Annotated in this window: 12 protein-coding genes; 1 reads left to right on the top strand and 11 read right to left on the bottom strand. The window is 45.8% G+C overall.

Annotation, left to right across the window (positions count from 1 at the left end):
• Positions 1-26: 26 nt before the first annotated feature.
• Complete coding sequence (locus BLT07_RS07050; RefSeq protein ID WP_317040745.1) at positions 27-1403, bottom strand: cytochrome P450; 1377 nt, start codon at positions 1401-1403, stop codon at positions 27-29.
• Positions 1404-1527: 124 nt separating this feature from the next.
• Entirely contained in the window at positions 1528-2550 is a 1023-nt protein-coding gene (ruvB, locus tag BLT07_RS07055; protein ID WP_091867159.1) for a Holliday junction branch migration DNA helicase RuvB, read from the bottom strand.
• Positions 2551-2646: 96 nt separating this feature from the next.
• Here ruvB and BLT07_RS07060 point away from each other — a divergent pair, with 96 nt between their 5' ends.
• Positions 2647-4911, top strand: coding sequence for an acyl-CoA dehydrogenase family protein (locus BLT07_RS07060; protein ID WP_091867161.1), 2265 nt, complete (start codon positions 2647-2649; stop codon positions 4909-4911).
• Positions 4912-4982: 71 nt separating this feature from the next.
• Here the strand turns inward: BLT07_RS07060 and BLT07_RS07065 are convergent, their stop codons facing one another.
• The 9 genes from BLT07_RS07065 to BLT07_RS07100 all read right to left on the bottom strand — a co-directional run bounded on the left by BLT07_RS07065 (position 4983) and on the right by BLT07_RS07100 (position 14142).
• Entirely contained in the window at positions 4983-5804 is an 822-nt protein-coding gene (locus BLT07_RS07065) for a GIN domain-containing protein (protein WP_091867163.1), read from the bottom strand.
• 134 nt (positions 5805-5938) lie between these two features.
• A complete protein-coding gene (gene tsf / locus BLT07_RS07070) occupies positions 5939-6763 on the bottom strand; it encodes a translation elongation factor Ts (protein WP_091867165.1) in 825 nt (274 codons plus the stop codon).
• 73 nt (positions 6764-6836) lie between these two features.
• Complete coding sequence (gene rpsB / locus BLT07_RS07075) at positions 6837-8114, bottom strand: 30S ribosomal protein S2 (protein ID WP_091867167.1); 1278 nt, start codon at positions 8112-8114, stop codon at positions 6837-6839.
• Positions 8115-8391: 277 nt separating this feature from the next.
• Positions 8392-8778 (bottom strand): 30S ribosomal protein S9, encoded by a 387-nt coding sequence (gene rpsI, locus BLT07_RS07080; protein ID WP_091867169.1) that lies wholly within the window; start codon positions 8776-8778, stop codon positions 8392-8394.
• Positions 8778-9233 (bottom strand): 50S ribosomal protein L13, encoded by a 456-nt coding sequence (gene rplM / locus BLT07_RS07085; protein WP_091867171.1) that lies wholly within the window; start codon positions 9231-9233, stop codon positions 8778-8780. The genes rpsI and rplM overlap by 1 nt, the downstream gene beginning before the upstream one ends.
• Positions 9234-9381: 148 nt before the next feature.
• A complete protein-coding gene (locus BLT07_RS21555; RefSeq protein WP_262503238.1) occupies positions 9382-9513 on the bottom strand; it encodes a hypothetical protein in 132 nt (43 codons plus the stop codon).
• A 296-nt stretch (positions 9514-9809) separates the two neighbouring features.
• A complete protein-coding gene (locus BLT07_RS07090) occupies positions 9810-10163 on the bottom strand; it encodes a T9SS type A sorting domain-containing protein (RefSeq protein WP_091867173.1) in 354 nt (117 codons plus the stop codon).
• 94 nt (positions 10164-10257) lie between these two features.
• The gene (gene polA / locus BLT07_RS07095) at positions 10258-13095 is read right to left on the bottom strand and encodes a DNA polymerase I (protein WP_091867175.1); all 2838 of its coding nucleotides are present in this window, start codon (positions 13093-13095) and stop codon (positions 10258-10260) included.
• Positions 13096-13146: 51 nt separating this feature from the next.
• On the bottom strand, positions 13147-14142 hold the full coding sequence (locus tag BLT07_RS07100; protein WP_091867176.1) for an isoaspartyl peptidase/L-asparaginase family protein: 996 nt from the start codon (positions 14140-14142) through the stop codon (positions 13147-13149).
• Between the last annotated feature and the right edge of the window lie 6 nt (positions 14143-14148).

Consider the following 14148-nt stretch of genomic DNA (forward strand, 5'->3'; position numbering starts at 1 on the left):
TGCGCTGCAACGCGTTCAATATGCCCCTAACGTTCTGAAAACCGTAACATCACTTCTTTGGGCCTCAAAGATACCAAGGGATCCAATATCACCTCGGCCATATCAGTGGTCAGTATATACTTCTTTACGATTCCCGCAACCGCCATAATCATTTCGTACATCGCAAAATTGTTACCGACACACATGCGCGGGCCGGCACCAAACGGATAATAAAAATCGGAATGGCTCTTTTTCTGATCTGCCGCAAAGCGTTCAGGCATAAATTCATCCGGATGTTCCCAATGCCGCGAGCGGTGCAATTCGTACATCGAAAGTAACCAGGTCGTTCTTTTTTTAAAGCTGAGGTCTTCTACCACATCATCCTTTAGGCTTACCCGATCTATCACATAAACGGGCGGATATAATCGCATCGCCTCTTCGATACATTGCTGCGTAAAGGTCAAAAGCGATAGGTTTTGCATCTGGTTGCCATTTTCAAAATCTACAGTTTGCGTTTCTTGATAGAGTTTTTCCTGAATTTTGGGATGTTTAGCCAACAAGTACAGGGTAAAGCTCAATGCGTTGGCCGTTGTCTCATGACCGGCAGTGAATAATATCAGCAGTTCATCGAGCAATTGTTTTCGCGGCATAGCGGTGCCATCTTCATATTTGGCCTGCAGCAGCATGTCGAGCAAATCGTCCTTTTCTTCTTCCCCGGCCAAACGCTCCTCGACAATTCCGTCCAAAATCTTTTGGGCATCCTTTGACAGTTCTAAATGCCTTTTGATACTTCCGTCAAGTTGAAACCACCATTTCAGATAGGGTCGGCGCATTTCCCTGATGAGCATTTTTTGGTTCAACACGGTGATGCGCTGCAATTTTTGCATCCGCTCGCGGATATCTTCGGCACTGAACAACGCCCTGGCCACGACCTGAAAGGCCAGATCGCCCATCATGGGCAATACATTTTGCACCTTGTTCGCCTCGATACGCCGGATTTCTTCCTCAACGGCCGCCCACATCACATCTAGCAAGCCAACCAGCTTTTTTTTATGGAAGGCGGGCTGCACCATTCTGCGGTGTTTTCGCCAATGTTCTCCATTGGAAGTCAGTAGTCCTTGACCGATATACTTGCCCAGGTCTTTGGTCTGTAGCGGAGATTTTTGATAATTCTTATGGTTTTTTTGAAGGATGTATTTGATGGTATCCGGATTTCTTGTAAAGATGATTTTGTATCCAGCACCCAACTTTACCATGAACGTATCGCCTAGCTTTTCGAAGTTTTCATGGTGAAAGGGTAAAGGATTTCTTAAGATTGCGTTCTGGTTCTTAAAAACCTCTAATTGGGGTACCGAGGGAACGGCGCTCTTTTTAGAAACCGAAGCAGGCCTAATGGTGGTTTTGCTTTCGTTCATCATCTGCATGAGGGGAATATTTTGAAATTCAACTTTGTAGTTTTATACTTGGCAGGTTTCTTTTCTTTAAAAAAATTTGTAAAACGCTGAAATGGATAAAATCGAATTTGAAAAGTCCTTCGTATTTATAGTTTTAAAACAATCCCGGCTGCATCCCACCTTTAATTCTTCCAAGATGTTTGTACGCAAGTTCGGTCACTTCCCGACCTCTTGGCGTCCGCATAATAAACCCCTGTTGAATCAAAAAAGGCTCATAGACTTCTTCGATGGTCTCGGCACTTTCGGAAACCGCCGTGGCCAAGGTGGTCAGTCCTACGGGACCCCCTTTAAATTTATCGATTATCGTGGTCAATATCTTATTGTCCATCTCGTCAAGGCCATAAGCATCGACGTTCAAGGCCTTTAGACTAAATTGGGCAATCTCCATATCGATGCTGCCGTTGCCCTTGATCTGGGCGAAATCACGTACCCTGCGCAAGAGGGCATTGCAGATACGTGGTGTTCCCCTGCTGCGGCCTGCAATCTCGATAGCGGCTTCATTTCTGATCGGTACCTTTAAAATTTCAGCGCTACGCTGTACGATGGTCGACAGCAGCTCGGTATCGTAATATTCCAACCGACTGGTAATTCCGAAGCGGGCGCGCATGGGAGCGGTCAACAATCCCGATCGGGTGGTGGCACCGATAAGCGTAAACGGACTCAGATTGATCTGTACCGATCGGGCATTGGGGCCGGTCTCGATCATGATGTCGATCCGGTAGTCTTCCATGGCAGAATACAGATATTCTTCGACAATGGGACTCAGCCGATGGATCTCGTCGATAAACAACACGTCGCGTTCGCTAAGGTTGGTGAGCAGTCCCGCCAAATCGCCTGGCTTATCGAGCACGGGGCCTGAGGTGATTTTTATACCTACGCCCAGTTCGTTGGCCAAGATATGCGCCAAGGTGGTCTTGCCCAATCCCGGCGGACCGTGAAAAAGCGTATGATCCAAGGCCTCTCCCCTGCGGTTGGCGGCCTCGACAAAAATTTTGAGATTTTCCAAGACTTGCGCCTGTCCGGTGAAATCGTCAAAGCTGATGGGCCTCAAGGCCCTTTCTATGTCAAGATCGGTGTCGGAGAGATTTTCTCCGGTAGGGTCTAGGTATTCGTTCATAGGATAACAAAGATAGGTAAAAAGAGGCTAGACCGTAACCCAGCCAGAGACAAGAATCAAGACATTTTATTAGGGTTAAATTCGTAATTTCATCCTATGAAAAAGAAATCCTATACCCCCGAAATTTTACAATACATCCCATTTTTTTATGTGATTTGGTCGGATGACCTGATTACGGTATCCGAAATCAATGTGGTCGACCGCGCTATCGGAAAAGATAAAACCCTTACTGCGGAAAATCGTCAGCTGCTGCTCTCGTGGCTAAACCCCGAACATCCACCGGAAAACGCCACGTTGAAGGAATGGAAGCACACCTTATCCGGCACGGGCGTAAAATTGGTTGAAAGGGACACCTATCCCCTATCCACGTTCAGCCAGAACTTGGTCTGCCACTACCATGAAGCTTGTCCCTTTAACGACCAGCTCAAGCATATCGAGGTGAATTTAGGCATTCAACCCAACCATTATAGCCATCTTTTCGATGTCGATATCGAGCACAACGCTACCTCGGGATATTATAATGCTTCGGAAATCGATACCATTTTAAAGGGGAAGCACGCTGATCTTGTCGATGGTTTCCGCTCGGTTTTGGACCATCCTATTTTTGAGTGGGACATTTATAGAAACAAGGAAAAATTCCGAAGCCATGTATTGGATCAAGTAAAATTTTTAGCGGATAATGGATATGGGGTTACCGCCTATCCGGAAGCTGTTGGCGGAAAGGATGATATGGAAGGCTACGCGCATATCTTCGAAAATATGATGTATGTGGATGGCAGCCTCACCATAAAATTCGGGGTGCAATTCGGCCTTTTTGGGGGTAGCATCCAAAAACTGGGCACGAAAAAACACCATGATGCCTATCTTAGGGATGCAGGCACCGCATCACTATTGGGCTGTTTTGCGATGACGGAAACCGGACACGGGTCGAACGTTCGCGGCATAAAGACCACCGCTACCTATGATAAGGATACCGACAACCTCATCATTCATACCCCCGGGAAAAATGACAACAAAGAATACATCGGCAATGCCTTGGACTCGACAATGGCCTCGGTATTCGCCCAATTGATCGTAAACGGAAAGAATGAAGGCGTACATGCCATTTTAGTGCCCGTTAGAAATGAAAAACACGAACTACTACCCGGAGTTACCATCGAGGACAATGGGTATAAATTGGGACTTAATGGCGTGGACAATGGTAAGATATGGTTTAACCAAGTTTCCGTGCCTCGCGAAAATCTGCTCAACAAATACGGCGATATTTCCCAGGATGGCAATTACCATTCGGACATTAAAAACCCCAGCAAGCGCTTTTTTACCATGTTGGGCACCTTGGTCGGCGGGCGTATCTGCGTAGCCCGTGCGGGACTGGGCGGCGCTAAATTCGCCTTGGCAGTTGCCGTAAAACATGCCTTAAAAAGACGTCAGTTCAACGACAGCGTCAAAATACAGGAAGATCTTTTGATGGACTACCCCACCCATCAATTGCGACTGACCCCTTTGGTAGCCAGTGCCTACATTTACCATGTAACACTCGACAAGCTCATGGCGACCTATTGCGATGAGTCCCAAACCGATAAACGGGTCATCGAAACGCAGGTGGCGGGTCTAAAAGCTATTATAACTTGGTACGCCAACACTACTATTCAAGAATGTCGCGAAGCCTGCGGCGGCAAAGGCTATCTTTTAGAAAACCGAATAGCCGATCTGAAGGGCGATGTTGATATTTTCACGACTTTCGAAGGGGATAATACCGTGCTCTCGTTATTGGCTGCAAAAGGAGTACTTTCAGATTTTAAATCGGAATTCAATAGTGCCGGATTTGCCGCGGTTCTTAAAATTTTGGGGATACAGATCAGTGACAAGCTGACTACAATCGACCCGAGGTATAGCAATAAAGTGGACGCAGAACATCTGTATAATCCGAAATTCCATAAACACGCTTTTGACTATCGTACCCGTCGTTTGACCTACACTTTGGCGATGCGTATTCGGGATTATATCAAACAGGGAATGCCTTCATATCAAGCCTTTTTAAAAGTGCAGACGCATTTATTGGCCTTGGGGAAGGCGTACAGTATCGAACTGGCCTATAAGACATTTGTAGAGTTTACGGAACAATTGACCGAAGACAAAAACAAGGCCTTATTTGAAAAATTGGGAACGCTCTACGCCCTGCATGAAATTCGTAAGGACGCCGAGTGGTATCTGGAACAGGACTATTTCGGTAGTACGAAATCAAAGGCCATTCGCCAGCGTCTGGAACGCCTTTGCACCGAATTGCGACCGCATATTGGGGTTTTGGTCGATGGGTTCGGGATACCGGAGCATTTGATGACGGCACCGATTGCAAGGTGAAACGCTATGCGCTTGTCGCTAAGCGCAAAAAAGAATAACGCAGAGCTTATAGCGTATAGCGTATAGCAAAATTATTTCTCCCTATGCAATTCCGAGGTATCCAAAAACTCGATAAGCTCTATTTTGCCATCCCCATACACATAGGTTTTAGAAGAGCCACTAGAAGTAAGTTCAACGGTGGATTTCGCATGGACCTCCGCAGAAGAGGAACCTTGCAAATCCGCGACAACCTTTTCAGATTCAAAATCTTTAGCTTTAAGACTGGAATTTTCGAAAAGATTTATGGTAACGTCCCCCACGGTACCTTCCAGCTTCGCCGAGGTATTTTTATGCATTTTTAGGTTACTCGTATCGCTTACCGCAAAAATACGTGCATCGGCACGATCATTTAAAACCAAATTAAGTGCTTTCCCTTTCAAGGTAAAATCACCGGAACTGTTGCCTTCCATGTGTATGTCCATTCGGGATGCTTCCGCATTGAGTTGCAGTTTGGCAGATTCTAAAACATATACTTTAAGTTCATCGGTAATAATGGCACCGTCCATACGCGTATCGCCATCATGGAGCGTTAGCACATCGATATCGCTGTAGTTTACCGTAATGTCCAATTTCTTTTTAGCGGTGATATCATAGAACGAACTAATGGTTAAAACACTATCCTCAACCTTAAATTTAAGCACATCGATAAGATTGTCATCGGCCGTAATGGCATAACCCTCTTGGGGTGCCTTTCGGAGTCTTACCTCTAAATCATCGTTCAGTTCGATGGCCTTAAAAGGGGGTAAGTTTTCTTGCACATCGGTGACAATCCTACTCCCTTTGATCTTGGGTTTTCGCTGGGCCGACAGTTGAAAACAAAATAGCAATGTCGCAATGAGAAGTGTATTCTTCATGTATTAATTTGTTGATAGTAGTTAAGATCTATTTCAATCGGTGGAAAGACCCTTTCGATGGCACAAAAGTAAACAAAAAAAACACCTTGCTTCTCGGCAAGGTGGTTTTCACTTAAATTATTTAAAGGAACGGATTACCCGAGAGCTACTCTTTTAAATCCGGTTACTTTAAGGTCGGAATCCACTGATTTTACGTATTGGGCGACACTTTGCTTACTGTCTTTAATAAAATCTTGGTTGACCAAAGTATTGTCCTTAAAGAAACGCTTCAGTTTGCCTTTGGCAATATTGTCCAGCATTTCCTCAGGTTTGCCTTCTTGGCGTAATTGATCTTTGGCAATCTCGATTTCCTTATCAATAACGGATTGATCCACGCCTTCTTCGTTCAAGGCTACCGGATTCATTGCTGCGGCTTGCATCGCGACATCTTTAGCGACCGTCTCGGAGCCATTGACTACTGCGGAAAGTCCTACCAATGTAGCAATTTTGTTTCCGGCGTGAATGTAGCTTCCTACAAAGGGAGCGTTTAATCTTTCGAAACCACCAATTTCGATTTTTTCCCCGATCACCCCGGTCTGCTCCGTCAGTTTATCCTGAACGGTCATTCCCTTGAAATCAGCGGCAAGAAAGGCATCCTTACTTTCAAAACCCATCGCCAAATCGGCAAGTTCGTTCGCCAATTTTACAAAGTCCTCGTTCTTGGCGACAAAATCCGTTTCACAGTTCAGGGAAATAACGACGCCTTTGGTATCGTCGGAATTTACCTTTGCAATAGCGGCGCCTTCCGAAGAATCTCGGTCGGCTCTTTTTGCGGCTACTTTCTGTCCTTGTTTCCGAAGGAATTCAATTGCTTTCTCGAAATCGCCATCGGCTTCGACCAAGGCTTTTTTGCAGTCCATCATACCTGCACCTGTGGTCTTCCTTAATTTATTTACTTCTGCGGCTGTAATATTTGCCATAGTTTTATGTGCTTTTGTAGAATATAAAATTGTATTCCGATTCTAAAAATTAGATTGTAAATGCAGGTGAGGCCTACTCAACGCCGCCTTTAGCCTTATCTTGCCATTCCTGCAGCTCGTCCCATTTTCCATCGGCCGCCATTTGCGCTTGCTTGGGCCATGAGCTTGGGTCTAAATGTGCCATTCTCGAACTGGATTCGGTCAATATTTCCTTGATCTTGTCCGCATCAGCCTTTGCCACGTTAGCATACGTGTCAATTCCAGCTGCAACCATAGCTTCGGCAGCCTTTGGTCCTACACCCTCAATTTTGGTAAGGTCATCTGTTGTTGACTTGGTCTCTTTAGCCTCTTTTTTTGGAGCTTCCTTTTCTTCGGCCACGGCCTCTTTGGTCGCTTCTACATCTACTTCTGGCTTGGGCGTTTTAGCCACTACGGGAGGGGCTTTGGTCTCCGCTGTTTCAGGAGTCGGTTTTGGGGTATCCTTGCCTTCGGCCACTACGGGAGCTTCCTCGATTTCCGTGGTACTATCCTTACCTTCGGGCTTTGATTTCTTAGCCTTTGGAGTAACATCGGTAGCCTTCTCTACAATACGATCTTTCTTCTTCTTCTTTTTCGGTTCGCCATTTGCATCGTCGCCACCTTCGTTGTCCGCATGTTTTTCGGATTTTCTTTCCGCCAGACCTTCGGCAACGGCATTGGTCACTTCGGTCATGATAATGCTTATGGATTTAGAGGCATCGTCATTCGATGGAATCAAATAATCTACGTCCCTGGGATCGCAATTGGTATCGATCATAGCGAAAATAGGGATGTTCAATTTCTGGGCTTCCTTCACGGCGATATGCTCGCGCATGGTATCTACCACGAAAAGTGCTCCTGGCAATCGGCTCATTTCGGAAATGGAACCTAAGTTCTTCTCCAATTTGGCACGGAGACGATCAACTTGCAAGCGCTCCTTTTTAGATAGGGTGTTGAAGGTACCATCCTTTTTCATCCGATCGATATGTGCCATTTTCTTGACCGCTTTACGAATGGTCACGAAATTGGTCAACATGCCACCAGGCCATCTTTCGGTGATATAGGGCATGTTCACATTAGCCACTAACTCGGCTACGATGTCTTTCGCCTGTTTTTTGGTGGCAACGAAAAGGATTTTTCGTCCGGATGCGGCAATTTTCTTCAAGGCTTCGTTCGCCTCGTCCAACTTTGCAACTGTTTTGTAGAGATTGATAACGTGGATACCGTTACGCTCCATGTAGATATAAGGAGCCATGTTGGGATTCCACTTACGTGTGAGGTGGCCAAAATGCACACCTGCTTCCAATAATTGTTTTACTTCGACTTTCGCCATGTTTACTTGAGTTTACGTTCCTTTGAATAGGCAATGCTGGAGTGGTATCACGCAGTAGACGTGAAGCCTCTAGCATTTGGATGCTAAACTAACGGTGAGCCCGCTATAAAAGTTGGCGTCTACCGAAAAACCCTCCTAACAAAAAGACGGTCTTTAATTTATCCGTTTCCTAAAGAATACTTTAGGAACAGGACTTTCAATGAACTAGGTTAAAAAATAGTTGAATAAACATCCATCCTCCAAAAGCATCGGAAGATGGACGATTGTAGTTTCGCAATTAACGCTTGGAGAACTGGAATTTCTTTCGGGCTTTTTTCTGACCGAATTTCTTACGTTCCACCATTCTTGGATCCCGGGTCAAAAGACCTTCGGGCTTAAGCACTGTTCTATTCTCAGCGTCTACCTCGCACATGACCCTAGAAAGTGCCAAACGGATAGCTTCGGCCTGGCCGGTGATTCCGCCGCCATATACATTTACATTTACATCGTAGATGTCTTCGCTACCGGTCAATGAAAAAGGCTGTTTCACCTTATATTGTAGGGTCGCCGTAGAGAAATAGTCAGCAAGGTCCCTTTGATTTACAGTAATGTTTCCTTTGCCTTCCGAAACATAGACACGGGCGACCGCCGTTTTTCTTCTTCCGATCTTGTGAATGGTCTCCATTATTTGAATTCTTTTAAGTTGATGAGTGTTGGTTTTTGGGCTTCATGGTTGTGCTCGGAACCCACCACTACCTTGAGATTTCTGAAAAGTTCCGCTCCCAATTTATTTTTGGGAAGCATACCCTTGATCGCTTTTTCAACGATTCGTTCAGGGTGCTTGGCCAACACTTCTGATGCCGTTTTCGATCGCTGTCCACCGGGATAGCCCGTATAGCGCTGATAGACCTTGTCTTCCCACTTATTGCCGGTCATCGTTACTTTCTCTGAATTTATCACGATAACGTTATCACCACAATCGACGTGGGGCGTAAAATTCGGCTTGTGCTTTCCTCTGAGCATTTTGGCGACCTTAGAGGCCATACGACCCAACGTCTCCCCTTCTGCATCTACCAAAACCCATTGTTTGTCAACAGTCTTCCTGTTGGCCGAAACGGTCTTATAACTTAATGTATCCACTATGGTAACTTTAAAATTAGTTTTACTCTCCCGAAAACGGGCTGCAAATGTACACTAATAAACTTAAAATACAAACCCTTGTTTCCGAATATTTTCTTTAAAGATTTAGCGTGATTCCACCGGAATACTATGTGGTCAATCCGAGATTTCAACTATCCAATACCGTACCGATTCCGACACTGGCCCCAATGAAAGACGTGAAGGGCACATAGACTTTCATACCTACCCTAGAGTAATTGACAATGGCCTCTGGAAAATTACCGGCAAAGCCCGGACCCATGCTTTCAACGCCCGATAGCGAAGTATACCTTTACGAAATATCTATAGGAATTTTTAGTATCCTCCTAATTTTAGGGCCTCTTAAAGATGGGTCGGACTTTGGATAGTTTCAAACTATTTTCGATTCCATTTTGGATTTTAGGTACGCATTACCCATTTCCCTACAGAATGGGTCCATAAAAAAAGCCGCATCGAATTAGGATGCGGCCTTTAGAAATGAAGGGGGAACTTGAGAGCGTGTTATGAATTATTTCGATTATTTTTTCCGGTTGTCGGGCGGTATGCTTTCGGGTTGTCTTACTGCTTGTAGAATTTCGTCCGTACCTGTTGCTCATCAGAGTGTATTCGGATGATATACGCCCCTGGTTCAAGTGTGGAAATAGGAATGTTCAGTACATTGCGACGAATGGTCCATTGATGGGCTAAGACGGTATTGCCAGAAATATCCATAATGGCAATATCAGCCTTCGAGGTATTTTTTAGACCGAGAATAGTGACCACATTAGTAGCCGGGTTCGGGAAAACCTTAATCTTGACTTGCGATACCGGCTGTTGGGTTTTTACCGCCGGCTCACCTTCCGAATTACCCGATTGAGCCTTACCTATAAAGCTAGCCATCAATAAAACAATGAGACTGAAATACTTTTTCATAACCTGGTTCCGCTTACAGCAGAATTTTGGAATAAAAGTAGAACGTTCTTAGACTATTGGAAAATAAATGTTGTGAAATGGGGATTTTTGTAGGTCAATGCGCCTCTAACCAATTATCACCGATACCCAATTCTACATCCAAGGGCACCGATAATTTATAGGCGTTCTCCATCTCGGATTTGATCAGCGGCTTGAGTTCTTCCAATTCGGATTTGTGGATATCGAACACCAGTTCATCATGTACTTGCAAGAGCATTTTACTTTTATAGTTTCCTTCGGATAGTTTTTTATGGATGTTGATCATCGCAATTTTGATGATATCGGCCGCACTACCTTGAATCGGGGCGTTAACGGCATTACGTTCCGCCGCGCCCCGTACCACTTGGTTGCTGCCGTTGATATCCTTTAAATATCGGCGTCTTCCCAAAACGGTCTGTACGTAGCCATGCTCGCGGGCAAAATCGATCTGCTCGCTCATATAATTCCGCAGTTTGGGATAGGTCTTATAATAGGTATCGATCAATTCTTTAGCTTCCGTACGGGTCAGATCGGTCTGGTTACTGAGTCCGAATGCCGATACGCCATATATGATACCGAAGTTGACCGTTTTGGCGTTGCTGCGCTGCTCTCTGGTAACGGCATCGATGGGTACATCGAATACTTTGGATGCCGTTGATGCATGAATATCTTCCCCATTCTTGAACGCTTCGATCATGGTGGTCTCCTCGCTCAGGGCGGCGATGATCCGTAGTTCGATCTGGGAATAATCCGCGGCCAAAAGGATATAGTTTTCGTTTCGCGGGATAAAGGCCTTGCGTACCTGCCGCCCACGTTCGGTACGGATGGGAATATTCTGTAGGTTGGGATTGTTGCTGCTTAACCTTCCAGTGGCCGCAACCGTTTGCATATAATCGGTATGTACACGCCCGGTCGAAGGCTCAATCTGTTCAGGAAGGGCATCGATGTACGTGCTTTTCAGTTTGCTTAACCCGCGATACTCCAAAACCTGTTGAATGATCTCGTGGTCTTTGGCCAAATAGGAAAGCGTATCCTCGGCGGTGGAGTACTGTCCGGTACGGGTTTTCTTGGGCTTGTCTACCAGTTTCATTTTATCGAAAAGAATTTCCCCCAGCTGCTTGGGAGAACCGATGTTAAATTCTTCCCCGGCTTCCTTGTAGATACTTTTTTCCAGATTTTTGATATCGTTGTCCAAATCTTCGGAAAGGGAGTTCAGGAATTTTTTATCCAAATTAATGCCTTCCAATTCCATAGAGGCCAGCACGTGAAGCAGCGGGATTTCGATGTCGTTGAAGAGTTTATCAGTCTTGGCTTCGGCCAACTCGGGACTGAAATGTTGCGCCAACTGAAAGGTAATATCGGCATCCTCGACGGCATACTCCGTTTGTTTTTCCAAAGGAACATCTCGCATATTGAGCTGGTTCTTTCCTTTCTTGCCGATGAGTTCGGTGATGGAAACAGGGGTATAATTGAGATAGGTTTCGGCTAGGACATCCATATTATGCCGCATATCGGGATTGATGAGATAGTGCGCGATCATCGTATCGAAAAATCGTCCCTTTACCTTAATGTTATACTTATCCAGTACTTTGATGTCATACTTGAGGTTTTGGCCAACTTTCTCGATGTTCCCCGATTCAAAAAACGGACGGAGCTGCTCGATAAGCTTTTGGGCCTCCTCTTTCTTTTCAGGAAACGGAATATAAAAACCTTTCGTGGCTTCCCATGAAAAGGCGATACCGACCAATTCGGCGGATAACGGATCCAAGCCCGTCGTCTCGGTATCGAAACAAACGGAGGTTTGCTTCATCAGATTTTTTAGAAATAGTTCCATTGCCATGCCCGGCGCGACACTTTGATAGGAGTGCGCTACCTCCTTGATGGTCTTTCTGCTGTTGAAGTCTTTTATGGTTTCTCCCGAATTACTGGAATCGGCATCGAACAAAGAAAACTGTCCGCCCCCGGCTTCTTTGGCTTGGGCCTTTGCCGTAGGGGTACTGCTGACCTGTGCTTGGGTGGTGTCATCTTCCCCGGAAAATATTTTGATGAATTGATCTTTTAGCCTACGGAACTCCAGTTCCTCAAATAGTTCCTGAACTTTTTCGCTATCCGGCTGTGAAAGTTCGTAGTCTTCGGCATCGAAGGTGACGTCACAATCGATAATTATAGTGGCCAGTTTTTTGGATAGCCTTCCCAGTTCCGCACTTTCCTCTACCTTTTCCTTCATCTTGCCCTTCAATTTGTGGGTGTTCTCCAACAAGCCTTCCATCGAATCAAATTGCTTGATAAACTTTTTGGCCGTTTTATCACCGACACCCGGAAGCCCGGGAATATTATCACTGGCATCGCCCATCATGCCCAAATAATCGATTACCTGTTCCGGCCGCTCTACCCCAAAACGTTTTTGCACCTCGGGAATTCCCCATATTTCGATACCGTTGCCCATACGCGCCGGTCGATACATGAAGATATTTTCGGAGACCAACTGCGCAAAGTCCTTATCGGGAGTGACCATAAAGATTTTATAATCTTCCTTTTCGGCCTGTTTGGCCAAGGTGCCAATAATATCGTCGGCTTCCAATCCCGATAATTCGATACAAGGTATATGCATCGCCTTTAAAATATTCTGAATCCAAGGAATTGCCGTTCTGATGGCATCGGGGGTCTCGTCGCGATTGGCCTTGTAGTCGGCGAACATTTCGACACGTTCGGCACTACCATCCTTATCGAAACATACGGCCAGATGGTCGGGCTTCTCCCGTTTAATGACATCGAAAAGGGAGTTCATAAACCCCATAATGGCAGAGGTATCCATCCCTTTTGAATTGATTCTCGGATTTTTGATCAGGGCGTAATATCCTCGGAAAATCAAGGCGTAGGCGTCGAGAAGGAAAAGGCGTTTTTGTGCTGACATAGTTACTAGTTAGGGTACGAAATTTAAATCACGAATTTAGGGGTAAAAGGCTTATGAATGGAGATAGGATTCGGAAGGGTTGTTCACATGTCCCTCCTCCGAATAGGTCCGATAGGTAAAACCGGGATGGATACAATAGCCGCCCGTCTCCCCTTTTTTGTTGATGGCGATGAAGCCGATCTGAAAGTCCTGTTTGTCTTTATTCTTGGCAATAATCCGTTTTACGCCTTCTTCACACGCGGCTTGGGGCGATTTACCTTGTCGCATCAGTTCTACGATCAAGAAACTGCCTACGGTACGTACAACTTCCTCCCCTACTCCGGTGGCCGTGGCCCCGCCGATTTCGTTGTCGACGAAAAGTCCGGCACCGATAATGGGGGAATCGCCCACCCTTCCGGCCATTTTATAAGCCATACCGCTGGTGGTACAGGCCCCGGAGATATCGCCGTCTTTATCAATGGCGAGCATCCCGATGGTATCGTGGTTTTCTATATTGATAATGGGTTCGTACTTTGACGTTTTTTTCCACTCCAACCATTCCTGTTTTGATTTTTCTGTCAGCAGATCGGTCTTTTCGAATCCCATCTCATAGGCGAACTGTTCCGCGCCTTTACCGGCCAACATGACGTGCGGAGTTCTCTCCATGACTTTGCGTGCCACCGAGATTGAGTGTGCAATGTTTTGCATCGCCAGTACTGCCCCACAGTTACCGTTCTTGTCCATGATACAGGCATCCAAGGTAACGTTACCATCCCGGTCGGGGCGGCCGCCAACCCCTACGGTCTGATTATCGACATCGGCCTCTTCGATTTTGACGCCCTCTTCTACAGCATCCAAAGAATTTCCCCCATCCTTTAAAACATCCCAGGCTTTTGCCGATGCCTTGTGAAAATCCCAAGTACATATCACGATCGGGCGAACAGCTTTGGATTCCCCGTTATTCGAAGTCTCCCTTTTTGCATTCTCTAGGGAAGATGCCATCAACGGAACCGAAATCAGACTGGCAGTAACCGCAGTGGAATTTTTCAAAAATTTTCTTCGTTCCATAATTCC

The sequence above is a fragment of the Pricia antarctica genome (assembly GCF_900101815.1).
Taxonomy (GTDB): Bacteria; Bacteroidota; Bacteroidia; order Flavobacteriales; family Flavobacteriaceae; genus Pricia; species Pricia antarctica.

Excerpts from the sequence above, each read along its gene's own strand:
- BLT07_RS07050 (WP_317040745.1), bottom strand. The coding sequence starts at position 1,403 with ATGCAGATGATGAACGAAAGCAAAACCACCATTAGGCCTGCTTCGGTT.
- ruvB (WP_091867159.1), bottom strand. The coding sequence starts at position 2,550 with ATGAACGAATACCTAGACCCTACCGGAGAAAATCTCTCCGACACCGAT.
- BLT07_RS07060 (WP_091867161.1), top strand. The coding sequence starts at position 2,647 with ATGAAAAAGAAATCCTATACCCCCGAAATTTTACAATACATCCCATTT.
- BLT07_RS07065 (WP_091867163.1), bottom strand. The coding sequence starts at position 5,804 with ATGAAGAATACACTTCTCATTGCGACATTGCTATTTTGTTTTCAACTG.
- tsf (WP_091867165.1), bottom strand. The coding sequence starts at position 6,763 with ATGGCAAATATTACAGCCGCAGAAGTAAATAAATTAAGGAAGACCACA.
- rpsB (WP_091867167.1), bottom strand. The coding sequence starts at position 8,114 with ATGGCGAAAGTCGAAGTAAAACAATTATTGGAAGCAGGTGTGCATTTT.
- rpsI (WP_091867169.1), bottom strand. The coding sequence starts at position 8,778 with ATGGAGACCATTCACAAGATCGGAAGAAGAAAAACGGCGGTCGCCCGT.
- BLT07_RS21555 (WP_262503238.1), bottom strand. The coding sequence starts at position 9,513 with ATGGGTCCGGGCTTTGCCGGTAATTTTCCAGAGGCCATTGTCAATTAC.
- BLT07_RS07090 (WP_091867173.1), bottom strand. The coding sequence starts at position 10,163 with ATGAAAAAGTATTTCAGTCTCATTGTTTTATTGATGGCTAGCTTTATA.
- polA (WP_091867175.1), bottom strand. The coding sequence starts at position 13,095 with ATGTCAGCACAAAAACGCCTTTTCCTTCTCGACGCCTACGCCTTGATT.
- BLT07_RS07100 (WP_091867176.1), bottom strand. The coding sequence starts at position 14,142 with ATGGAACGAAGAAAATTTTTGAAAAATTCCACTGCGGTTACTGCCAGT.